General features: G+C 65.8%; 19 protein-coding genes and 1 tRNA gene. 13 read left to right on the top strand and 7 right to left on the bottom strand.

The features are described 5' to 3' along the window. Window positions 1-85 precede the first annotated feature (85 nt). A complete protein-coding gene (locus ATJ93_RS07295) occupies window positions 86-1,573 on the top strand; it encodes a hypothetical protein (RefSeq protein WP_120243996.1) in 1,488 nt (495 codons plus the stop codon). Between the two features lie 159 nt (window positions 1,574-1,732). On the opposite strand, the gene ATJ93_RS07290 is transcribed toward ATJ93_RS07295, so the two are convergent. Further along, a complete protein-coding gene (locus ATJ93_RS07290; protein ID WP_147376634.1) occupies window positions 1,733-2,080 on the bottom strand; it encodes a hypothetical protein in 348 nt (115 codons plus the stop codon). A gap of 368 nt (window positions 2,081-2,448) precedes the next feature. Between ATJ93_RS07290 and ATJ93_RS07285 the strand changes: the two genes are divergently transcribed. Beyond that, complete coding sequence (locus ATJ93_RS07285) at window positions 2,449-3,102, top strand: hypothetical protein (RefSeq protein WP_120243994.1); 654 nt, start codon at window positions 2,449-2,451, stop codon at window positions 3,100-3,102. Window positions 3,103-3,273: 171 nt separating this feature from the next. On the opposite strand, the gene ATJ93_RS07280 is transcribed toward ATJ93_RS07285, so the two are convergent. Continuing rightward, window positions 3,274-4,077 (bottom strand): hypothetical protein, encoded by an 804-nt coding sequence (locus ATJ93_RS07280; protein WP_120243993.1) that lies wholly within the window; start codon window positions 4,075-4,077, stop codon window positions 3,274-3,276. Window positions 4,078-4,245: 168 nt separating this feature from the next. Here ATJ93_RS07280 and radB point away from each other — a divergent pair, with 168 nt between their 5' ends. Beyond that, entirely contained in the window at window positions 4,246-5,007 is a 762-nt protein-coding gene (radB, locus tag ATJ93_RS07275) for a DNA repair and recombination protein RadB (protein ID WP_120243992.1), read from the top strand. Between the two features lie 70 nt (window positions 5,008-5,077). Next, on the top strand, window positions 5,078-5,770 hold the full coding sequence (locus ATJ93_RS07270; RefSeq protein ID WP_120243991.1) for a bacterio-opsin activator domain-containing protein: 693 nt from the start codon (window positions 5,078-5,080) through the stop codon (window positions 5,768-5,770). 23 nt (window positions 5,771-5,793) lie between these two features. Here the strand turns inward: ATJ93_RS07270 and ATJ93_RS07265 are convergent, their stop codons facing one another. Next, entirely contained in the window at window positions 5,794-6,951 is a 1,158-nt protein-coding gene (locus ATJ93_RS07265) for a CBS domain-containing protein (RefSeq protein WP_120243990.1), read from the bottom strand. A 108-nt stretch (window positions 6,952-7,059) separates the two neighbouring features. On the opposite strand from ATJ93_RS07265, the gene ATJ93_RS07260 reads away from it, so the two are divergent. The 4 genes from ATJ93_RS07260 (at window position 7,060) to ATJ93_RS07245 (ending at window position 10,132) form a co-directional block, all read left to right on the top strand. Then, a complete protein-coding gene (locus tag ATJ93_RS07260) occupies window positions 7,060-7,365 on the top strand; it encodes a lycopene cyclase domain-containing protein (RefSeq protein ID WP_120243989.1) in 306 nt (101 codons plus the stop codon). A 101-nt stretch (window positions 7,366-7,466) separates the two neighbouring features. Continuing rightward, window positions 7,467-8,258: a CAP domain-containing protein gene (locus ATJ93_RS07255; RefSeq protein WP_120243988.1), complete on the top strand. Its 792-nt coding sequence runs from the start codon at window positions 7,467-7,469 to the stop codon at window positions 8,256-8,258. Window positions 8,259-8,341: 83 nt separating this feature from the next. Next, window positions 8,342-9,124 carry a YihY/virulence factor BrkB family protein gene (locus ATJ93_RS07250; RefSeq protein WP_120243987.1) on the top strand — a complete coding sequence of 261 codons (783 nt, stop codon included), beginning with the start codon at window positions 8,342-8,344 and terminating at the stop codon, window positions 9,122-9,124. An 84-nt stretch (window positions 9,125-9,208) separates the two neighbouring features. After that, complete coding sequence (locus ATJ93_RS07245) at window positions 9,209-10,132, top strand: prolipoprotein diacylglyceryl transferase (protein ID WP_120243986.1); 924 nt, start codon at window positions 9,209-9,211, stop codon at window positions 10,130-10,132. Window positions 10,133-10,253: 121 nt separating this feature from the next. Here ATJ93_RS07245 and ATJ93_RS07240 read toward each other — a convergent pair whose 3' ends face one another. The 3 genes from ATJ93_RS07240 to ATJ93_RS07230 form a co-directional block, all read right to left on the bottom strand. Further along, complete coding sequence (locus ATJ93_RS07240) at window positions 10,254-11,162, bottom strand: AEC family transporter (protein ID WP_120243985.1); 909 nt, start codon at window positions 11,160-11,162, stop codon at window positions 10,254-10,256. A gap of 85 nt (window positions 11,163-11,247) precedes the next feature. Then, window positions 11,248-13,419 carry a histidine kinase N-terminal 7TM domain-containing protein gene (locus ATJ93_RS07235; protein ID WP_120243984.1) on the bottom strand — a complete coding sequence of 724 codons (2,172 nt, stop codon included), beginning with the start codon at window positions 13,417-13,419 and terminating at the stop codon, window positions 11,248-11,250. Between the two features lie 252 nt (window positions 13,420-13,671). Further along, a tRNA-Val gene (locus ATJ93_RS07230) sits at window positions 13,672-13,746 on the bottom strand. A gap of 190 nt (window positions 13,747-13,936) precedes the next feature. Here ATJ93_RS07230 and trpD point away from each other — a divergent pair. From trpD to trpG, 4 genes are read left to right on the top strand one after another with little or no spacing between them, the layout of a single operon-like run. Next, window positions 13,937-14,971 carry an anthranilate phosphoribosyltransferase gene (trpD, locus tag ATJ93_RS07225; protein ID WP_120243983.1) on the top strand — a complete coding sequence of 345 codons (1,035 nt, stop codon included), beginning with the start codon at window positions 13,937-13,939 and terminating at the stop codon, window positions 14,969-14,971. Window positions 14,972-14,975: 4 nt separating this feature from the next. Next, window positions 14,976-15,662, top strand: a complete 687-nt coding sequence (locus tag ATJ93_RS07220; protein WP_120243982.1) for a phosphoribosylanthranilate isomerase — start codon at window positions 14,976-14,978, stop codon at window positions 15,660-15,662. Window positions 15,663-15,667: 5 nt separating this feature from the next. Beyond that, entirely contained in the window at window positions 15,668-17,347 is a 1,680-nt protein-coding gene (trpE, locus tag ATJ93_RS07215) for an anthranilate synthase component I (RefSeq protein WP_120243981.1), read from the top strand. Further along, complete coding sequence (gene trpG, locus ATJ93_RS07210) at window positions 17,344-18,003, top strand: anthranilate synthase component II (RefSeq protein ID WP_120243980.1); 660 nt, start codon at window positions 17,344-17,346, stop codon at window positions 18,001-18,003. Before trpE ends, trpG begins: the two co-directional genes overlap by 4 nt. Before the next feature lie 114 nt (window positions 18,004-18,117). On the opposite strand, the gene ATJ93_RS07205 is transcribed toward trpG, so the two are convergent. Then, window positions 18,118-18,300, bottom strand: coding sequence for a hypothetical protein (locus ATJ93_RS07205; protein WP_013878622.1), 183 nt, complete (start codon window positions 18,298-18,300; stop codon window positions 18,118-18,120). A gap of 426 nt (window positions 18,301-18,726) precedes the next feature. Between ATJ93_RS07205 and ATJ93_RS07200 the strand changes: the two genes are divergently transcribed. Beyond that, on the top strand, window positions 18,727-21,846 hold the full coding sequence (locus ATJ93_RS07200; protein ID WP_120243979.1) for an adenosylcobalamin-dependent ribonucleoside-diphosphate reductase: 3,120 nt from the start codon (window positions 18,727-18,729) through the stop codon (window positions 21,844-21,846). The last annotated feature ends 123 nt before the right edge of the window (window positions 21,847-21,969 follow it).

The raw sequence follows: 21,969 nt of genomic DNA, 5'->3' as shown, positions 1-21,969 counted from the left end.
TCACGTCAAACGAATCATGACAAACACGACGACGATACGTTCACAGTGTACGACGGTTCTTATGGCATGTATAGTCGCCGTAGCGATGCTCTCGGTCGGTCTACCGGCGGCCGCCGCCGCCGAAGAAGCCGAGACTGAGGGCAACGCGAACGCCGGCACGCACCACGTGCTCGAGGACGACGAAGGCCTGTACCTGGTCTTCGGCGCCGACCTCGGGGATATGACCCTCGAGGAATACATCGACGCGCACGCGTCCGGCGACGAGCTGAACGACGTCGAGGTCTCGCAGTACCAGGACGTCGATCAGGTCAACATCAACCAGCAGGAGAACGCGACGTCGATCTCGATCGACGGCGGCGAGGCCACGGCGGTGCAGGAGGCCTCGCAGTACAACGACAACCAGCAGAACGCTGACGTCGCCGCGGACAGCGCCCACGCGGTCCAGACGCAGTTCGAGGACGTCGGTGAGGTCACGATCCTCATCGGCGACGGCGACGGCAAGTCGTTCGACGGCTGGGGCATCGCCGACAAGAAGGGCGATAAGGCGGCACTCGACGCCGACGACGCCGACCAGACGGCTGAAGCCGAAGTGACGCAGGTCCAGGAAGTCGGCCAGCTCAACTACAACGAACAGAACATCGCGTTCGCGATCGCGGAGAACAACAGCGAAGCGACCGCCCTCCAGCAGTCCCAGCAGTCCAACGAGAACCTGCAGCGGGGCGTTGCGAACGCGACGAACGTCTACGTGGGTAACGGCCAGTTCGAGGACCAGGCCGCGTCGGCGGCGGTCCAGCAGGGTCAGGCGGTCACCCAGGAGAACATCAACCAGCAGGACGGCGCCGTCGCAATCGCCGTCGGCAACGGCAGCGTCGCGACCGCCATCCAGATCACGGAACAGACGAACCTCAACGAGCAGCTCGGCAGCGCGACTGCCGAAAACGTCATCCAGTCGCTCGGCGGCATGAACGTCGCGACCGCGGGACTCGACGACGACACCCAGGTCCTCGACACCGAGCGCTCGGTCGAGACGCTGCTCGCCGACAAGGAGGGAGACCACCACAAGAAGAGCGGCGAGAAGGTCCAGACGGCGACCTCCGAGGTGGCCCAGAACCAGACCGCCGAACAGATGAACGTCAACCTGCAGAACACGGCGCTGGCGCTCGCGACCAACGAGAGCGACGCCACCGCCGTCCAGTTGGCCTACCAGTCCAACATCAACTCGCAGGTCGGCTTCGCGGACGCGCTGAACGTCTACGCCGGCCCGAGCCACCAGTACGAGAACGCGGTCGTGACTTCGACCACGAGCGTGACCGTGGGCGGCGAAGACGTCGACGGCATCGAAGGCCTCTCGTACGACACCGACGCGCTGCAGACGAACGACGCCCAGCAGCACGCGAGCGCCCAGCTCGCCCAGGTGCAGTTCATCACGCAGGAGAACGTCAACGAGCAGCAGGCCGCCATCGCCGTGGCCGAAAACGGTGACAGCGCCGACGCTGCACAGGTGACCATGCAGGAGAACGAGAACATCCAGTTCGGTTCCGTCGCCGCGACGAACCTCTGGACTGCAGCGTAACTGAACCGTTACGCGATCGTCGTTCGATCAGCTATCCACCTCTTTCGGTATCCTGTTTTTTGCCGTCCGTTGCACGACCGAAGCCGCGAGCGTCGGTCGACAGCGTGAAAAATGGACTGCGACGGGCGTTCCCGTCGAGACGAATCGAAACGAGACCGGTTATTCGAACATGCTGCCGACGTTTCCGAGCGTCTGATCGACGATATCGGTGGCGAAGCCGCCGCTCGCGAAGTCATCGTCGAAGTCGACGATGCTGCCATCGCCGTCAGACGAGTCGTCGGTTCCGTCCGTCGCGAACGACGTTTCGGTCTCCGTCACGCTCTCCTCGACCGTTTGCGTACTCTCGTTTTGGATCGAGACGCTCTCGGTTTCATCGCCGGTCTCGACCGACTCTTCGACCGCGTCGCTTTCCTGTGCTGTTACCGCGCCGATTCCGACGGTCATCGCCAGCAGTCCGGCGACGACCATCACTGTGAGTAGCCGCTGACCGATCTTCCGTCCAAACATGGGTAGGTGTATCTGCCCGCAACGGGCACCGGGCGTTCACTGGAAACGGGAATAAACGAGGGCTATCGTTTGCAAGCCAAACACTCGATTGCGACGCTGTAGTCGAAACTTTGCGCGCAGATCGGGTCTCCGTCCGGTCATGTGACCCGGATGAAAGATAGCCGGCTGCCAGTGCGGTAAGGAGACCCAAAACGGTCGCCGAACCGGTCTCTCACGGGTGCCAATACGTTGTCCGCAGATGATCGTAGAGCAGGGCCTCGAGACAGCCGAACCGATGAATCGGGACCGAACGGTCCTGCGTATCGGCGGGACTGACGGTCACGGATCGATGAAAAAGTGGTTTGACCCTCGATGTGGCCCCACCGAATATGGACCGTCGCACGCTCGTTCGGATCGCATCCGGCGTCGGACTCGGGCTCCTCGCAGGCTGTCTCGGTGCCGCTGATGACTCGTCGAACGGCGGCGGCGATACCGGGGGGAACGAATCGACGGAGACAGCGGGACAGACCGGAGCAAACGCTGAAAACAAGACTGAAACCGAGGCGAACAACGTGCTCGAGGACGACACGGAACTGACCTTCGAGACGCTCGAAACTGACCCGTTCGTGCTGATTGCGACGACGGTGCTCGACGACTCCGAAGACGAGGACGAGGACGAGGATGAGGACGAGGACGAAAACGTGACAGACGACGAGGAAGCTGCCGACGTGACGGCAGCTATCGATGACGAGACCATCTATCACCGTCTCACGATCGAGAACGAATCGGATCGCGGTCGCGACCTCTCGATCCGGATCGATCGCGACGAGACGACCGTGCTCGAGGGGACGAACGAACTGCCCGCCGAGACGGCCCTCGAGATCATCATCGGCGAGCCGGGGACCTACGAGACGACGCTCGAGACCGACGGGGTCAGAAACACGTCGTCGATCTCGCGATCGGGATCGCCCTGCGAGGAGTCACGGACGGTCGTCTCGTTTACTGACAGCGGGATCAAGACGAACACGACGACGTCCTGTTAACTGTCCCGGCGGTTCTCGAGTGAGCGGGCGGCGGTCCGCGATTCACGCCGGCCTCGTTCAGCAGCGTGATGTAGCGCTTTCCGATCTCGTTGCAGAGCGACGACTCGCGGTACTCGTCTCGAGGATTCAGGTCTCAAAGGATGTCGCCGATCGAGCAGAGCGGAGCGGCCACTACTCGTCGGCATCGGCGTCGGCGTTGCCCTCGGTGGCGGCGTCGCCATCCGTATCGGCTCCGTCCGCCGAATCCGCGTCGCCCCGGTGTTCGGCCAGCGCCTCGTCGATCGTCAACTCACCGACCGCGACCCGGCGGGCCAACACCTCGTCGATCGCGCGGTTGTGCTCGCTCTCCTCGCGCGAGCGGTCCTTGATCCGCTGGAGTTCCCCCGCGGTCGGTTCGATCTCTCGCGTGTCGACCACCTCGCCCTCGAGGCGCGCGATGTTGACTGCCGCAAGCACGTCTTCCATTCCGCGCGCGCCCGTGCCGAGGTAGGGCGTCGTCCCGGTCTCGTCGACGAGTTCGACGCGGACGTCCTCGAGGTCGTTGACGAGCGTGGCGCTCTGGAGCCGGGAGCCGTCGCCGATGCGGACGACCGGATCGGCGGCTTCGCTGGCCTCGCGCTCGATCACCTCGACGGCGTCGGCCAGGGGCACCTGGAAGGCGGCGACGACCATCTCGCCCGCGAGGACGGCGATGCCGGGTTTGCGCCCCGGATCGACGCCGATGATCGTCCGGCCGCCGTCGCCCCGGACCGCGGTCAGCGCCTGATCGACGGCCCGCCGCGGATCGTCGGGATCGGCGACGATCGTGGTGACGTCGGCGAAGTCGTCGGCGTGGTCGGCGCCGGTGACGACGACCGCGGTCCGCTCGGGGAGCTCCGCGTCCGGCTCGACGGTCGTGAACTCGGTGCCGCGGTCGCGAAGCTCGTTGACGACGCCGTGGTACACCTCGAAGTCCGACGTTGCGACGACGATCACGGGTCGGCCTTCGTGGTCGCGGCGAATAAACGTGTACGTGTTCGGCCCGGGGCCGAGGCCGGGGCAACCGGATCGTCTCGAGCCCCGGTCGTCCCGACGGCGGCGGGCGTTTTGCGCGGCGCCGGCGGGTTTCGGGGGGTTTTTGCGCCGACCGGCCCAAGCACGCCCGTGAACGAGGAGGCGATTCCGACCGGCTGTGGCCCGGTCGACGAGCTGCTCGGTGGGGGGTTCGAACGCGGGACCGTCACGCAGGTGTACGGCCCGCCGGCCGCGGGGAAGACGAACCTCGCGCTCTCGGCGGCCGTCGAGACGGCCGTCGCCGACGGGACGGCGGTCTACATCGACACCGAGGGCGTCTCGGTCGACCGGTTCGAACAACTGCTCTCGGCTCGCGTCGAGGACGAGTCGACGGCCGCGCGGTCCGACGGAGCGGATTCGGGCGCCGGCGATACCAACCCCGACGTCGAAACCGTCGCCTCGAGGATCGTCATCGAGGACGCGCTCGACTTCGAGGAACAGGCCGAAGCGGTCCGCGACGCCGAAGAGTTCGCCGAGCGCGCGGACCTGATCGTCGTAGACAGCGCGACCGGTTTCTACCGCCTCGAGCGTACCGGCGCCGGCGACGAGGGCGAGGCGCTGCGGACGGTCGCCCGGCAAGTGACCCACCTGCTCTCGCTCGCGCGCAAGTACGACCTCGCGGTCGTCCTGACGAACCAGGTGTTCTCCGACCCCGATTCGGACCGGACGCGGCCGCTGGGCGGGAACACCTTGGAGCACTGGACCGGCGTCGTGCTCCGCCTCGAGCGGTTCCGCGGCGGCAACCGGCGCGCGACCCTCGAGAAACACCGATCGAAACCCGCCGGCGAGTCCGTCCAGTTCCGGATCACGGACCGCGGCCTCGAGGGCGGCGAGGAAAGTCCACAACTCTGAACCGGGCGCCGATTCGTCCCGGACGGCACGCCAATCTGTAAGTCGCTCCGTTACCTAGTGGTGTGTAACCGTGTCACAGGGAAACAACCCCGACGATACGGTCGTCGAAGTCGAGTTCACGGTTACCGATGCTCGATATCCGCTCGTCGCCATGTCCGACGAAACCGGCGGCGACGTGACGCTCATCCAGCTGCTGCCGCGCAGCGAGGGCGCCTATACGATCTTCCATCGCGTTTCCGGCGCACCGCCGGAACGGTTTCTCGAGGTGATCGAAGACTACGAGGGGATCGAGGGGCGCATCGTGAGCGGCGGCGAGGACGCCATCATCGAAGTTCGAATCGAGGAGGCGGGCGAATTCTTCACGGTCGGGTTAACCGACGCCGGAGCGATTCCAACGGAGTTGAGCAGTCACGACGGCACTGCTCGCATCGTCGCCGAGATTCCGTCGATCTACTCCGCCTCGGACGTGATCGAGGAGTTTCAGGCGGCGTATCCGGACGTGGAGATCGTCGCTCGGCGCCAGAAGTCCTACGCCGTCCCGCTGTTTCAGCAGCGGGAGCTCTACGAGACGGTCATGGGAATGCTGACATCCCGCCAGCACGAGGCGCTGCTGCTGGCGTACGTGAACGGGTTTTACGACTGGCCGCGGAAGACGACCGGGGAAGAACTCGCCGCCGAAATGGACGTTTCGGCGACGACCTTCCACGAGCACCTGCGGTCGGCCGAGCGAAAACTGCTGTCGTTGCTATTTAGCGGCCGGTAGCGACCGGCCGCGGGGTCGAACCGTTACAGTTCGTTCAGCTTCCGGAGGAGTTGGCCGCGGTACTCCTCGTCGCTGGCGACGCCTTTCATCTCTAAGACGTTGCGCTCGAGTTTCTCGAGTGCCACCCGGAACGCGTTCTCGGCGCCGTAGCCTTCGCCGGTGCCGGCGACCTGGTCCTTGTTCGTGCGCAGGCGGATCTGGCAGTGGACCAGCGGGGTCCCGCGGAGTTTCTCCTTGTGTTCCTTGAAGCGGACGTGGGCGTGGTGGACCTGCATGTCCTGGTACTTGTCCGCGACCTCCTCGATGCCCTCGACGACGCCCTCGCGGGAGATGGTGTCGAGCATCGAGATGTTGGTGATCTGGACGTCCATGCGCTCCTCCTCGGTGAACGTCAGCGCCCGGAGGACGTCCGTCTTGGTGATGACGCCGATGACGATGCGATCGTCGTCCTCCGGCGTGACGATCAGCCCCGCGTAGTCCTTCTCGAGCATGACCTCGACGGCGTCCTTCGCGGTGGCGTCGAGGTTGATGGTCTCGACGGGGCTGTTCATGATGTCGTAGACCGGCACGTCGAGCATCCGCTGGCTGTCGCCCACGCGGTCGCCGGTCGTCGTCGAGTTGCTCTCGCGGATGACGAAGTCGGCGATATCGTGGGTCGTCACGACGCCGGAGAGGTAGCCGTTCTCGTTGAGGACCGGCAGCCGAGAGATGCCGTTCTCCCGGAGGTAGTTGATCGCGCGGCCGATGCCGTCGTCCTCCTCGATCGTGACCGGATCGGCCGTGTAGATGTCCTCGACGGTCAGCGTATCGAGGTTCTCGATCACGGCCTCGAGGATGGCGTCGTCGGTGATGACGCCCCAGAGGTCGCCGTTCTCGAAGACCGGCGCGACCTTCGCGTTGCTCTCGACCAGCACGCGTGCGGTCTCGCGGACGTCTTCCTCGCGGTCGACCTGCGGGGCCGGCGCGTTCCGGCTCGGCTTCGTCAGCGCCTTCACCTTGGCGTCGTCCTCGACGTGCGACTGGAGGACCTCCCGCTCGCTGATGACGCCCTCGTATTCCCCGTCGTTGGTGACGATGATTCCTTTGGGGTTGCCGTCCTCGAACATAGAACGGACTTTCCCCATGCGCGTGCCGACGTCGACTTCGATGTACTCCTGGGTGGCGATATCAGCGATATTCATCCTTCTGGATAGACGTACTGTCGCCGAGGTATTTAACGTGCTGCCCGTTTTATCCAAGCGGCGATTAGTAGGGGGATTTTTGGTGTCGGCGTTGAAGCTGGGCGCGTGATGGTCGATATCAGCGTCTTCGGCCGCTACACCTACCTCGCGACCGAACTGTTCTGGGGGACCGTCGCCGCCCTCCTGTTGCGTCGGGCCAACGCGCTCCGGCGGGCTGCGGTCACGATCCTCGCGCTGTACCCGATCGCGTACGTCTGGGATCGCTACACCCTCGCCGTCGGCGTCTTCGACATCAAACTGCGTACGGGTATCGAGATCGCCGGCATCCCGCTCGAGGAACACCTCTTCATGGCCGTCGTTCCGGGGCTCGTGATCGGGATCCACGAGACGATCTTCGGCACCGGAGAGGCGTAGCCCAAGCGCCACGACGCGGAACACACTGCAACGTGCTTATCACGTGCTGCAACCGACCGCGGCTCCCTTATGCCGCTTCGTGATGGCCTCACGTAGGTACGATGGACCGGCGAGACCCGTCAACCCGGACGAGCGGGGCGGACACCGATCGGAGCAACGGCGCCGGTGCTGATCGCGCGGTCCTCCGGGCTCTGTTTAACCTCGCCGTCGTCATCCTGCTGATCGGGGCGCTCGCGGTTGGAACACTGCTCGTCTCGCCGATTACCCTCGAGGATCTCGAGGACCCCGACGACATTCGGATCGAGGGCGGCTTCGATTCCGCGCCGAGCCCCAGTTCCGAGCCGCCGCCGGCCGGCGAGCGCAACCCCGAGGTAACGGACGCCGACGATCCCGGCCGCTCGAGTTACGAAACCGACGTCGAGACGATCGACTCGGTGACCGTCGAGGACTTCGTCCACGCCGAGGTCAACGAACGCCGGGCCGAACACGGCCTCGAGCCGCTGGCGTGGGACGGGACCGTCGCCTCGGTCGCGCGCGCTCACAGCGCCGACATGGCCCAGCGGGACTACTTCGCACACACGAATCCCGATGGCCAGGGGCCGCACGACCGCTTTACTGAGGTCGACGACTACTGTCGCGCCTACGGCGAGAACATCGCGCTGACGTGGGTCGACAGACCGGTCGAGCGACCCGGCGGCAACGAAGTCGTCGAGTACCGGACCGCCGAACGGCTCGCGACCGGGCTGGTCAACCAGTGGATGAACTCCACCGCCCATCGGGAGGCCATCCTCGAGGAACACGGCGACCACGGCTGGGACCGAGGCGGCGTCGGCGTCTACGTCGGCGACGACGGCGCGGTCTATGCGTCGCACAACTTCTGTCTCACCTGGTGAGGGACTACCGATCGCTCCGGGTACACTCGCTGCGAACGAGTCCGAGGTTCTTTGGGCTGCCCTCCGTAGTCGGGGACATCGACATGGACGCGAGGGAGACACTCACCGCGATCTACCGGACGGCGAGCGACCGCGAGATCACCTTTCTCGCGGCGGGTTTCGCCTACTACGCGTTCGTCTCGCTGATTCCGATGGTGTTGCTCGCGCTCGTCGTCGGGTCGCTGGTCGGCGGCGAGAACGCGGCCGAACGCCTGATTCTGGTCGCCGGCGATTTCCTGCCGGAGGCCGGCGAAACGCTCGTCATCAATGCTCTCTCGGCCGAATCGGGGCGCGCTGAGGCGACCGTCGTCGCGCTCGTCGTCGCGACCTGGGGTGCGCTCAAGGTCTTTCGCGGCCTCAGTCTCGCCTTCGATATGGTCTACGACGAGGTCGCGGACGACTCGCTGCTCGACCAGATCCGCGACGGTCTCACCGTGATCTTCGCGGGGACGGGCGCGCTCGCGTTGATGCTCGCGATCGGTGCCGTTCTCAGCATCGCGGCCGACGCCGTTCCCTTCGCCGACACGCTGAGCTGGGTGACGCTATTGCTCGGACTCGTGTTGGTTTTTCTGCCGATCTACTACGTGTTGCCGCCGGTCCCGGTCGCAATCGGCGAGATCTGGCCGGGGACGGTCTTCGCGGCTGTCGGCTGGACGATCCTCCAGATCGGCTTCCAGATCTACGCGGCTAACGCCGGGCAGTACCAGGCCTACGGCGCCGTCGGCGCCGTGTTGCTGTTCGTCACCTGGCTCTACTTCGCCGGGATCATCCTGCTGCTGGGCGCCGTCCTCAACGTCGTTCGGGCGCGGCCGGCCCTGGCCGAGTGACCGCCGATCCCGCGAAATACGTCGACTCGTTTTCACGCGCCGACGGGAGAAAGATTATGGTCTCGGCACCGCCAGAGCCCCACAATGAGCAACGAGCAATCACGCCCGTCGGGGGACGACGAACCGGCCCCCGACGGCGACGGGGGCGAGGACGAGGACGAGCGGGGCCACGTCGACGAGACCGACAGTCTCGAGCCCGGCGGCGGCCCTCGCCGCGTCGTCTCGGACAAGAGCGTCGACGACATTCTCGCGTCGCTCGACGACACCGATACTGGGTCGAAGGCCGACGCTGACGACGACTCGACGACCGATGCCGCGGACGCCGGTTCGAACTCGAGCGGCGCCGCTGCAACCACCACGACCGTCGAATCCGACTCGGATCCTCTCGAGTCGGTTACAGCCGAATTCGACGAGGACGACGTCCCGGCGCCACAGATCGAGACCGGAACTGCGGTTCCGGATCCTGCGTCTGAGCCCGAAGGAACGACCGCAGAGACAGGCGCCAGCGATGAAGCGGATGTGAAATCCGAATCGACAACGGCCGGCGACGACTCGAGTGCAACGCCGGTTCAGGACGTGGAGCCGTCGTCCGAAGAGAACGGGGACAACGGCGACGACGAATCGACCGAACTCGAGACCGACGATCCGCAGCCGCAGGACGGGGCTGCGGCAGATACCGAGAACGGCGCCGAGGAAGACCTCGCCGCCCGTATCGAACGCGGCGACGTCACCGGCGCCGACGTTCGAGCCGCCGAAGCCGGCGACGGGCGCGAATCGACGCCCGAAATCGACGACGTCGACCTCTCGATGGACGACTTAGAGACCGGCGCAGCGGAGGTCAGCGGACCCGCAACGAGTTCCACCGCCGGGCCGCTCGCCGGGTCGATCGACGGGAATACCGGGACGGACACCGGTGGAACCGGCGACTCGAGCGGCACGGACGACGGGACCGATGACGAGCAGGGCGAGGGCGGCATTCTCAGTCGTCTCAAGCGATTCTTCTCATAGACGCGACTCCAGTCAGTGGGCTCTTCTCACGGGTTTCGTCTCCGGATCGCGGGAGTAGTACCGATCGGCAACGGTCTTTGGAATCCGACCTCGAGCCCGAAGAACCCCACCAGTTCGCTCGTTAGCCCACGAACGTAATCAGTACGAACAGCGTCGCGATCGAGACCAGCGTCGTCAGAAAGACGTTCAGCGACGCGAACTCCTTATCGCCGCCGAGTTCGGTCGCGAAGACGAACGTCGAGACCGCCGACGGCGTTCCGAGCATCACGACGGTTGCCGTGAGCGTCGTCGCATCGACGGCGAGTACGGAGAAGACGAGCCACGCGATGGCGGGCATACAGACGATCTTGAGCGCGATCACGGACCCGGTTGCGCCGAGGTCGACCGACGGGAGATCGACCTGCAGCGACGCGCCGACGCAGAGCAGCGCCAGCGGCAGCGACAGCATCCCGAGCACGTCCAGCCCGGTCGCGGCCGGACCGGGAATCGAGATGCCGACGGAACCGACCGCGAGTCCGCCGACCAGCGCCGCCAAGACGGGGTTGGTCGCGAGCCCGCGGATCTCGTCCCCGATCGCGGCGCCGGCGCCATTGAGCGTCGAGAGGACGACGATCGTCAGCGGTAACTGCGTCAGCGTGACGACGCCGAGGACGACGCTGGCGATCGCGGTCACGTCGTCGTTGAATGTCGCGGCCACCAACGGGAGTCCGAGGTAGCCGAGGTTCGAGTGGTACGACTGGACGATCGCGACGCTGCGTCGCGGCGTCGACGACCGATTGCGGTGGACGAGCCAGGCGATCCCGGCCGTCGCAAAGAGGACGAAGAGCAAGCCGCCGAGCAGCGCCGGCGACAGCAGTTCGCCGATATCGCGGTCGTACGTCGAGACGAAGATCAGCGCCGGCAGGGCCACGTAGTACGCGACGGCGTTCAGCGTGGCCGTCCGCCTCGTGTTCAGGATGCCGGTCGTGCGCAGGCCGGCCCCGAGCAGCAACAACACGAGCAGCGCCAGCAACCGGCTTACGACCTCCATACACCGGTCCAGTCGATTCGTGCATTTCTACCGTTCGGTCTCTCGAGTCCGTGGGACGGAATGGCAATCCGCCGGCAGCCGTCGGTCAGTCCTCGAACTCCACCCCGTGGAACGTGAACACGGCACCGCCTGCCGCGCTCTCGCCAACCGAGATCGTCCAGCCGTGGGCGGTCGCGATCCGCTCGACGATGCTGAGTCCGAATCCGGTCCCGTCGGCCCGCGTCGAGTACCCACGCTCGAAGACCTCCTCGCACCGGTCGGGGTCGATTCCCGGCCCGTCGTCTGCGACGAAGAGTCGGTCCTCGTCTGCACCGACCGTGACCGTCGCCTGCTCGCCGGCATGTTCACGGGCGTTTCGAAAGAGGTTCTCGAAGACGGTCCGAAGCCGCTGTTCGTCGGCGCGGACGACGGCGTCGATCTCGACTTCGAGGTGTCCCTCCTGCGCTCCGGCCGTCCCCCAGGCGGCCCGGGCGGCGTCCGCAACCGCCACCGGATCGGGATCGGTTACGTCGGTACCCTGCCTGGCGAGGGTCAACACGTCGTCGATCAGTCTCTTCATGCGGGCGTGCGCGCTCTCGATTCGATCGAAGTGTTCGTCCCCGCCCGTCGACGCCGACCGAGCCAACTCGAGGTAGCCGTCGGCGGTGTTCAGCGGGTTCCGAAGGTCGTGGGAGACGACGTTCGCGAACTCGTCGAGTCGTTCGTTGCGCTCTGCCAGTTCGGCGCGGCGGGCCTCGAGTTCCTCCTCGCGCGCAGCTCTGTCCATCGCCGCTTCGGCAGTCAGTCCCAGGATCTCGATCAAGCGGACGTCGTCGTCGGAAAACGCCACGTCGGCTCCCTCTTCGATCCCTACACCGATGACGCCGTGGTCGGCCAGCGGGTACAGCAACACTGCCTCGAGTGGGAGGTGCGCGTACTGTCCGCGCCCGAGTGCGTCGCGCCCGAGGATCCTCGTCTCCCCGCGCTCGTACGTCTCCCAGACGATCCCGCCGTCGACGCACATCTCCTTGTCCTCGAGTTCCAGATACGTTTCGTCGGAAAGGCTCGCCGAGACCAGTTCCTCCCGCTCGTCGTCGTACAGAAGCACGCCGACGAACGGGTCACCGAGGATCGATCGGGCCTTCTCCATCGTCGCCGCGGCGACCGCCTCTCTCGTTTCCGCTTCCATGAGGTCCCGCGTGCCCGCCTGTAGCTCCTCGAGATCGGCCTCGCGTCGTTTCTGGGCGGTGACATCCCGGAACACGATCAGTTCACCGCGGGTCACGTCACGGTGGTCCGTGAGCGCCGTTCGGCTCGGCTGGTAGACGGCGTCTCCGCGCTCCGGTTCGATCGCGTCGTCCCCGTCGTTTCGCTCGATCGATCCGCCGGTGACCCGAACCGATCGTTCCGTCTCCGCGTCGACGTCCGCGAGGAGTGGCTCGATCGGCTCCTCGAAGTCGTCGTCCTCGAGCGAGAAGACGGCCTGGGCACTCCGGTTGTAGTCGATCAGTCGCCGCTCGTCGTCGAAGACGAGCACCGGATCGTCCATCGCTTCGATCAGCGTGTCCGCGGCGACCGGTACCAGGTTGAGGAAGTCGTACCGGAACAGCGCCCACCCGATGACGATCCCGTTCACGCCGAAGAAAAGCGGCGTCAGGTCAAGCCCGTTTTCCCCGCCCTCGAGGCTCGCGACCCACAGGAGATTGCCGGCGATGACCACCAGCGCCGCGATGAGGATGGTCGCCGTCTGCCGCCGGTAGAGGTTCCGCGAGCGGAGGACGAACGAGCCGAGCAGGGCGACTCCGACGGCCAGTACCGTGTAGATGACGAGGATCTGCAAGTAGAACAGCGACGATCCCTCGACGACGACGTACGAAACCCCCCAGCCTCGCTCGACGGTCACGGCGTCGTAGACGAGTCCGTGGACGGGATTGGTAACGTACAGCGCGGCGTACGCGGCGGGCTGTGCGAACATCGGGGCGAGCCGACGAGGCGACAGCCACTCGGTCCGGCCGGTGTACTCGAGGACGAAGACGAGCCACGTGAACGCCGCGAAGACGGAGGCGGTCGCCGTCGCCGCGTCGAACACCGCCATCCCCGTCGCAGAGTCGCTGGCGAGCTGACCGCCGTAGAACAGCGACCACAGTCCGTGTACGACCATGTGGACGGCATACGTGCGTCCGCCCGGAACCTCGGTCCGTCTCCAAGCGACGTGCCCGAGTAGAAAGCCGATCCCCGCGCTTGCAAATATTAACGCGAGGAGAACGTTCTCGAGCATGGACGTACCAGTGCGGGCGACTAAGATAGTAATTGTGGCAGTCCAGGCTAGGGTCCGAGAACGACCCTTCGAGCGACACGTCCGTCGTTATCCTCTCCTGTTATGTCGCTCGAAAAATGGGTTGGGACAGATTTGAACTACGCCGAGACGTGCTCGCATGGCTGCGCGCGTCTCGGCTGGTTCAAACTACTCGTAACAATTTTGGACGACACGAACTCCTCGCTTCGCTCGTCGGTATTGTGTCGTCAAAAATGGGTTGGGGCAGATTTGAACTGCCGGCCTCCTCCATGTCAAGGAGGTGTCATAACCAGACTAGACCACCAACCCGCCTGGTTTTGCTTACCTCGTGGCGCGCGTCGCCACGTCGTCTGCACTCATTGGTTGCTGGCCACCATAATTGAAGGTTTCGAATCGGACGCCGTACGCGAGTCGGCCCCACGCACCCTCACCTCCGATACGCTTAAGTTGATGTACTGATTTGAGCATTGTAAGACAACTACGTACATTGGTGTCCACTATGAAGGAGTACGTCGAACGCGTGACCGAGGGCGAGGATCTGACACAGGAAGACGCTCGAGCGGCCTCCACGGCTGTTTTCGAGGGAGCGACCGAAGCGCAGATCGGCGCGCTGCTGGCCGCGCTGCGGGCGAAAGGCGAGACGGAGGCCGAGATCGCCGGCTTCGCACAGGGCATGCGCGAGGCCGCGCGGACGATTTCGCCCGACCGCGAGCCGCTGGTCGACACCTGCGGCACGGGCGGAGACGACTACGACACGATCAACGTCTCGACGACGAGCGCGATCGTCGCCGCCGGCGCCGGCGTGCCGGTCGCCAAGCACGGCAACTACTCCGTCTCCTCCTCGTCCGGCAGCGCGGACGTGCTCGAGGAGGTCGGCGTCAACGTCGAGGCCGAGCCGCCGGCCGTCGAGGAGGCAATCGAGGACGACGGCATCGGGTTCATGCTCGCGCCGGTGTTCCACCCGGCGATGAAGGCCGTCATCGGCCCGCGCAAGGAACTCGGCATGCGGACGATCTTCAACGTGCTCGGCCCGCTGACGAATCCCGCCGGCGCGGACGCGCAGGTCGTCGGCGTCTACGATCCCGACCTCGTCCCCGTTCTGGCGGACGCCCTCTCGCGGATGGACGTCGAGCGCGCGCTGGTCGTCCACGGTTCGGGCACCGACGAGATCGCCATCCACGGCGAGACCCGCGTCGCGGAGGTCGACGGCGAGGCCGTCGAGGAGTACACGGTCGAGCCCGCGGACCTCGGACTCGCGGAACACGACATCGCGGACATCGCCGGCGGGTCCCCCGAGGAGAACGCCGACGACATGCGCGGCATCGTCGAGGGCGACGTAACGGGTGCGAAGCAGGACGTCATCCTCGCGAACGCCGGGGCGGCCATCTACGTCGCCGACGAGGCCGACTCGCTCGAGGCGGGTGCCGACGCTGCACTCGAGGCGATCGAATCGGGCGACGCGGCGGCGAAGCTCGAGGATCTCCGGCACGGGACCGAGCCCGAGCCCGAGCCGGAAGCGGAACCGGAGGCCTGAATCGATGCCCGCGACGCGCGTGAAGGTCTGCGGCCTCACGAACGAGGCCGACCTCGAGACGGCCGTCGACGCCGGCGCCGACGCCGTCGGCATCATCTGCGACGTGCCGGTCGACACGCCCCGCGAGGTGTCGGTCGAGCGCGCTCGCGACCTCGTTGCGAGCGCGCCGCCGTTCGCGACGACCGTGCTGGTGACGATGGCCTCGGACCCCGACCGCGCGGTGGAACTGGTCGCAGACGTCGGCCCCGACGCGATCCAGCTCCACGGCGACGCGGATCGGGACCTGCTCGAGCGCCTGAAATCGGATACCGACGCCGACGTATTGCTCGCGATCGATTCCGACGAGGTCGCGGACGTCAAGCGCTACGACGAGATCGTCGACGGGCTGCTCGTCGATACGGTCGACGAGGAGGGCGGGGGCGGCACCGGCGAGACCCACGACTGGGAGCGAACGAAAGCGGCCGCCGCCGACCTCGAGTCGCCGCTGATCCTCGCGGGCGGACTCACCCCCGAGAACGTCGCCGAGGCCGTGCGAACGGTCGAACCGTTTGCGGTCGACGTGGCCAGCGGCGTCGAGGCCGAGGGCGGCGTCAAGGACCCCGAAGCCGTCCGATCGTTCGTGCACGGGGCCAAGAACGCGACGCGGTCGGCGAAATCGAACTCGGAATCGGAACCGCACCCGGAGCCCTGACCCGCATGCACGATTCAGCTACCGACACCGACGCGACCGACGTACCGACCTTCGACCTCGAGCGCGAGGCCTTCCGCGAGCACGCCGCTCGGAACGACGGGCCGACGGTCGTCCGCACCGTCGCAACCCTCGAGGTCGAGACGACGCCGCTGGCGGCCTACGCCGCGCTGACCGGCCGCTCGGCGGGCAGCAATCGCGACCGATCGCCCTACGCCTTCCTGCTCGAGAGCGCCGAGAAGACCGCCTCGAGCGACCCCGACGGCGCCTTCCGACCGAGTTCAGCGGAGGCCGACCGCCACGCACGATACTCCTACGTCGGCTACGACCCCGAGGCCGTCGTGACGGTCGAATCCGGCGAGGCCGAGGTCGAGACGCTGACCGAGGACGCTGCACTGACCGGCGTCGACACCGCTGCCGACGGCGACACCGTCGACGCGCTCCGGGCCGCCATGCCCGACGTCGAACTGGCGAACTTTCCCGAGCACGACCGCCAGCATCTGGAGGGCGGGCTCGTCGGCTTCCTCGCCTACGACGCCGTCTACGACCTCTGGCTCGAGGAGGTCGGCCTCGAGCGACCCGAGTCGCGGTTCCCGGACGCAGAGTTCGTCCTGACGACGAAGACGCTCGCGTTCGACGAACGGGACGGCACCGTCTCGCTGGTCTTCACGCCGATTCTCGAGTCCGGTGACGACCCGGACGCGGTCTACGACGAACTCGAGGCGGAAGCCGCCGCGGTCGCCGACACGCTGCGCGACGCGGAGCACCCCGAAACCGGCGGTTTCGTCAAGGAATCGGAGACCGCTGGCCCCAAGGCAGACTACGAAGAGAGCGTGCGGAAGGCGAAAGAACACGTCCTCGACGGCGACATTTATCAGGGGGTGGTCTCCCGGAAGCGCGAACTCTACGGCGACGTCGATCCGCTCGGCTTCTACGAGGCGATGCGGGACGTGAATCCGTCGCCGTACATGTACCTGCTCGAGCACGACGACCTGACCGTCGTCGGCGCGAGCCCGGAGACGCTGATCTCCGTGCGCGGGCGCGAGGTCATGTCGAACCCGATCGCCGGCACCTGCGACCGCGGCTCGAGTCCGGTCGAGGATCGCCGCCTCGCAGGGGAGATGCTAGCCGACGAGAAGGAGCGGGCCGAGCACACAATGTTGGTCGATCTGGCGCGCAACGACGTGCGCCGCGTGTCGGAGGCGGGCTCGGTGCGGGTCGACGAGTTCATGAACGTCCTCAAGTACAGCCACGTCCAGCACATCGAGTCGACGGTGACGGGCCGCCTCGCGGCGGATTCCGACGCCTTCGACGCGACGCGCGCGTCGTTCCCCGCCGGGACGCTATCCGGGGCACCCAAAATTCGGGCGATGGAGATCATCGACGACCTCGAGGCCCAGCCCCGCGGGCTCTACGGCGGCGGCGTCGGCTACTACTCCTGGACGGGCGACGCGGACTTCGCGATCGTGATTCGGACTGCAACTGTCGAGGACGAAGGAGACCAAGATCGCATTACGGTACAGGCCGGCGCCGGCCTCGTCGCCGACAGCGACCCCGAGTCGGAGTACGAGGAAACCGAGAAGAAGATGGGCGGCGTTCTGGCCGCTCTCGAGGAGATCGAACTGCCGGCCGACGGGAGCGGTAGCGGACCGGACGAGCGCCGCGAAACCACGGAGGTGAGCCAATGAGCGCGACGCAGGAACGAGACGACACGACCGCGGACGACTCGAGCGGCGACGACTCAACGGCCGACGCGGAGACGACCCGCGTCCTCTTCGTCGACAACTACGATTCGTTCACGTACAACCTCGTCGAGTACGTCAGCCAGCTTCCCGGGACCGAGACCGAGGTGCTGAAAAACACCGCCTCGCTCGAGGACGTCCGCGCGGTCGACCCGGACGCGATCATCGTCAGTCCCGGCCCCGGCCACCCGAAGAACGACCGGGACGTCGGCGTCACGATGGCCGTACTTCGGGAGGTCAGCCCCGAGGTGCCGACGCTGGGCGTCTGTCTCGGCCTCGAGGCCGCCGTCCACGAGTACGGCGGCACGATCGGCCGCGCCCCTGAACCGATCCACGGCAAGGCCTCGTCGGTCGACCACGACGAGGCGGGTGTCTTCGAGGGGCTCGAGCAGGGCTTCCGAGCGGGTCGCTACCACTCGCTGATCGCGACCGAGGTACCCGACTGCTTCGAGGTGACGGCGACGGCCGACCACGGGGATGAGACGCTCGTGATGGGCGTACGCCACCGCGAGCATCCGATCGAAGCGGTGCAGTTCCACCCCGAGAGCGTGCTCACTGCCGTCGGTCACGACGTGATCGAGAACTTCCTCGCGCAGTGCTGATCGCTACTCGGCAGGGTTTGACTCCTCGCTCGAAAACATAAGGCGGCGGTAGCAATTGAGGGCGATCGAACGGACTCGAGATGACTGTTCTGACGGGAGTGAGATCGCAGGCGTTTAGACGCCGGGAATGACGCCGAGCGAGCCGGTTGCGTACAGCGCCGCGAGGACGACAGCAGCGACGATACCGACGCGAACGGCGAGTTTGATCGCGATGCGGATCGCGATGACGGCGACCGCGAAGGCGGCGAGCGCTGCGAGGGCGAGGAGGACGGTCGACCCAGTGAATGGTTCGGGCATACGCGAGACCCCGTGCTGCAGGGACGTAATCTTTCTGGATAGCGTGACAGACAGGTATTCGTGAACGATCAGTTCGGTCGACGAATCCGATGGCGAGCGAAAGAGGAAATCGCCCGATAGGAGCGGGTAATTACGTCGATCGGCTCTACTTTCAGGTCGGTCTGAAAATCGTTAAGACGGAGGCTCCCGTAGCCATTGATAGGCGCACTCGCGGCCGTTTCAGCGGTCGTGTCGGAACGAAATCAGACAGTACAGACACATCTATACAACTATAATTGCACTACTTCAAGAAAAGTAGCGCAACAACACTACCATTTATGAGGGAGGCATGAATACTGAACCTTCGTCACGAATGATGAGAGCCAGGACTCGGATTTACGCCAGAATCGACGCGCGGCGGCGGTATAGCGACGAGGTGGTGCGCGCATGAGCGAGCACGAACTCACCGCGGAAGAACTGACCCTGCCGATCAAGCGAACCGAAGGCGACACGCTCGAGGATCGACTGACCGGCAACGCCTATCACAACATTCTCCCCGCCCGCTACCTCCGAAAGAACGCGGACGGCGACCTGATCGAGGAGCAGGAGGATCTCTTCGAGCGCGTCGGAAAGAACATCGCGCTCGCGGAGGCCGTCTTCGAGGCGCGCAAGCAGGACGTCGAGATTACGGTCACGCCCGACCAGCTCAAGCCCGACCACCCCCGACGCGACGAACTCGCCGCGGAAGTGTTCGGCGCCGGGACGACGGCCGAGGACGACGACGAGACCACGCTGTCTATCTACAACGTCAACAAGTTCGCCTACGACACCGTCGTCCCCGAACTCCCCGACGAGATCCGCGACCACGTCGAGGAGGTCGCCGACGAGTTCCAGGGCATGATGGAGAACCTCGATTTCATGCCGAACTCGCCGACCCTGATGAACGCCGGCGACGAGCTGCAGCAGCTCTCGGCGTGTTTCGTCGACTCCCCCGAGGACGACATCGACGACATCCACCAGACCGCCAAGGAGGCCGCACAGGTCTTCCAGAGCGGCGGCGGCATGGGATACGCCTTCTGGCGTCTGCGCCCCTACGGCGACGCAGTCGGCTCGACCGGCGGTATCGCATCGGGCCCGATCACGTTCATGCGCACGTACGACCAGATGTGCGAGACGATCGCCCAGGGCGGCGCCCGTCGGGGCGCCCAGATGGGCGTCATGCGCGTCTCTCACCCCGACGTCATCCAGTTCATCCACGCCAAGAACAAGGACGTCTCGCTGGCCGAGACGCTGCGCCTGAACGACCCCGACGACTACACGCACACCTCCTTCCAGGAAGCTCTCGAGGAAGCTCGCGAACTCATCGACGACGAGGGCCGCGTGCCGAAGCACCTCCGTAACGCCGTCGAGGGCCACCTCTCGAATTTCAACATCTCCGTCGGCATCACCGACGACTTCATGGAGGCCCTGCAGAACGACGAGGAGTTCACCTTCACGAACCCGCGCACGGGCGAGCCCCACATCGCCACCGAGGAGACCAAGGAACTCTACGAGATGTTCGGCCTCGGCGAGTACGTCGAGGTCGGCGAGGAGCTGTCGATCCCGGCCGAGGAACTCTGGGACGACATCGTCGAGGGCGCCCACGAGAACGGCGAACCCGGCGTCATCTACCTCGAGCGCGTCAACAAACAACACTCCTTCGACGTCGAGAAACACCCCGACCACCGCATCCTCGCGACGAACCCCTGTGGCGAGCAGCCCCTCGAAGAGTACGAGGCCTGTAACCTCGGGCACATCAACCTCTCGACGCTCGCGGACCTGGAGGCGCCGGACTGGCGCGTCTGGTACGACGAGCACGGCGACGAGTACGACACCCTCGAGGACGCGGTCGACGCCTTCCTCGAGGAGGCCGTCGACTTCGAGGAGTTCAACCGCCGCATCGAGATGGGCACCCGGTTCCTCGAGAACGTCGTCACCATGTCGGACTTCCCGGTCGAGAAGATCGAGGAGAAGGTCCGAGAGATGCGCAAGATCGGGCTGGGCATCATGGGTCTGGCGCAGCTGTACATCCAGCTGGGCATGGAGTACGGCAGCGAGGCCTCCAACGAGGTCGCCCGCCAGCTGATGACCCACATCAACCACACCTCGAAGTGGACCTCCCACGAACTCGCCGAGGAACGCGGCAGCTTCGACGAGTGGAACAAGTCCAAGTACGCGAACCCGACCGAGTACCGCGAGTGGTTCGAACACCAGACCGGGCTCGACGCCGAGGACTGGGAGGACGGGTTCCCGATCCGGAACCACAACACGACGACCATCGCCCCGACCGGCACGACGAGCATGGTCGGCAACACCACCGGCGGCTGTGAGCCGATCTACAACGTCGCCTACTACAAGAACGTCTCCGACGACGTCCAGGGCGACGAGATGCTCGTCGAGTTCGACGACTACTTCCTGCGCGTCCTCGAGGACAACGACATCGACGTCGAGGCCGTCAAGGAGGAGGCCCAGGAGCAGATGGCGACCAACCAGTTCAACGGCGTCGAGGGGCTCTCGACGGTGCCCGACGCCATCGGCGAACTGTTCGTCACCACCGGCGACCTCTCGGCGAAGGACCACGCCGGCGTGCAGGTTGCCTGCCAGCAGGGCGTCGACTCCGCCATCTCGAAGACCGTCAACGCCCCCAACGACTCCACGCTCGAGGACGCCAAGGACGTCTTCGAGTACATCTACGAGCACGGCGGCAAGGGCGTCACCTACTACCGCGACGGCACCCGCAGCAAGCAGGTGCTGACGACCCGCGCGAAGAACACCGACTTCGCCGACGAGACCGAAGCCGCGGAGGCGCTCGTCGAGCAGATCGAGGACGTCTTCGGCGGCTTGGAGCAGTTCCTCGAGAACGAAGACGTGCAGGACGTTCTCGCGGAGGACGTCGGCTCGTTCGCCGACGACGCGGAGGAACCGATTCAGGTCGACTTCACCGAAAAGCGCGAGCGCCCCGACGCTCTTCAGGGCGTCAGCCAGCGCATCGACACCGGCTACGGGAAGGTCTACGTGACGATCAACGAGGACCCCGAGACCGGCCAGCCGTTCGAGCTGTTCGCCAACATCGGCCACTCCGGCGGCTTCACGAACTCCTTCACCGAGGCGCTGGCGAAAGTCATCTCGACCTCGCTGCGCTCGGGCGTCGACCCCGAGGAGATCGTCGACGAACTCTGCGGTACTCGCTCGCCGAAGGTCGCCTGGGACAAGGGCGAACAGATCCAGTCCATCCCGGACGCCATCGGCACCGCGATGCGGCGCTACCTCGAGGACGAGATCGACAAGCCGTACCCGACGCAGGCGACGCTCGAGGAGTCGACCGACGCGGACGCGGAAGCGACCTACGACGGGCCCAAGACCGACGGCGGCGCGGCCGCCAAGAGCGGGTCCAGCGCCGACGACGATGCGACCCAGGACCTCATCGACGCCGGCGAGTCGCCCGAGTGTCCCGACTGCGGCTCGCTGTCGCTGTACTACTCCGAAGGCTGCAAGACCTGCGAGTCCTGTGGCTGGAGCGAGTGTTAAGCTGATCGGCGTTCGACATCGTCGCTAGCGGCGATTTCTCTCCGTTTTCTCTCGCTGCACTGGTGTTCGGCGGCGCTGCTCGTGATTCGCGGACGCGAAGCACTTACCTGCTGGCTATCCAAC

The organism is Halopiger aswanensis (assembly GCF_003610195.1).
Lineage (GTDB): Archaea > Halobacteriota > Halobacteria > Halobacteriales > Natrialbaceae > Halopiger > Halopiger aswanensis.
Note: the sequence above shows the minus strand (reverse complement) of the source record. Positions and strands in the feature narration are given on the sequence as shown.

Excerpts from the sequence above, each read along its gene's own strand:
- ATJ93_RS07295 (WP_120243996.1), top strand. The coding sequence starts at position 86 with ATGCTCTCGGTCGGTCTACCGGCGGCCGCCGCCGCCGAAGAAGCCGAG.
- ATJ93_RS07290 (WP_147376634.1), bottom strand. The coding sequence starts at position 2,080 with ATGTTTGGACGGAAGATCGGTCAGCGGCTACTCACAGTGATGGTCGTC.
- ATJ93_RS07285 (WP_120243994.1), top strand. The coding sequence starts at position 2,449 with ATGGACCGTCGCACGCTCGTTCGGATCGCATCCGGCGTCGGACTCGGG.
- ATJ93_RS07265 (WP_120243990.1), bottom strand. The coding sequence starts at position 6,951 with ATGAATATCGCTGATATCGCCACCCAGGAGTACATCGAAGTCGACGTC.
- ATJ93_RS07260 (WP_120243989.1), top strand. The coding sequence starts at position 7,060 with ATGGTCGATATCAGCGTCTTCGGCCGCTACACCTACCTCGCGACCGAA.
- ATJ93_RS07255 (WP_120243988.1), top strand. The coding sequence starts at position 7,467 with ATGGACCGGCGAGACCCGTCAACCCGGACGAGCGGGGCGGACACCGAT.
- ATJ93_RS07250 (WP_120243987.1), top strand. The coding sequence starts at position 8,342 with ATGGACGCGAGGGAGACACTCACCGCGATCTACCGGACGGCGAGCGAC.
- ATJ93_RS07245 (WP_120243986.1), top strand. The coding sequence starts at position 9,209 with ATGAGCAACGAGCAATCACGCCCGTCGGGGGACGACGAACCGGCCCCC.
- ATJ93_RS07240 (WP_120243985.1), bottom strand. The coding sequence starts at position 11,162 with ATGGAGGTCGTAAGCCGGTTGCTGGCGCTGCTCGTGTTGTTGCTGCTC.
- ATJ93_RS07235 (WP_120243984.1), bottom strand. The coding sequence starts at position 13,419 with ATGCTCGAGAACGTTCTCCTCGCGTTAATATTTGCAAGCGCGGGGATC.
- trpD (WP_120243983.1), top strand. The coding sequence starts at position 13,937 with ATGAAGGAGTACGTCGAACGCGTGACCGAGGGCGAGGATCTGACACAG.
- ATJ93_RS07220 (WP_120243982.1), top strand. The coding sequence starts at position 14,976 with ATGCCCGCGACGCGCGTGAAGGTCTGCGGCCTCACGAACGAGGCCGAC.
- trpE (WP_120243981.1), top strand. The coding sequence starts at position 15,668 with ATGCACGATTCAGCTACCGACACCGACGCGACCGACGTACCGACCTTC.
- trpG (WP_120243980.1), top strand. The coding sequence starts at position 17,344 with ATGAGCGCGACGCAGGAACGAGACGACACGACCGCGGACGACTCGAGC.
- ATJ93_RS07205 (WP_013878622.1), bottom strand. The coding sequence starts at position 18,300 with ATGCCCGAACCATTCACTGGGTCGACCGTCCTCCTCGCCCTCGCAGCG.
- ATJ93_RS07200 (WP_120243979.1), top strand. The coding sequence starts at position 18,727 with ATGAGCGAGCACGAACTCACCGCGGAAGAACTGACCCTGCCGATCAAG.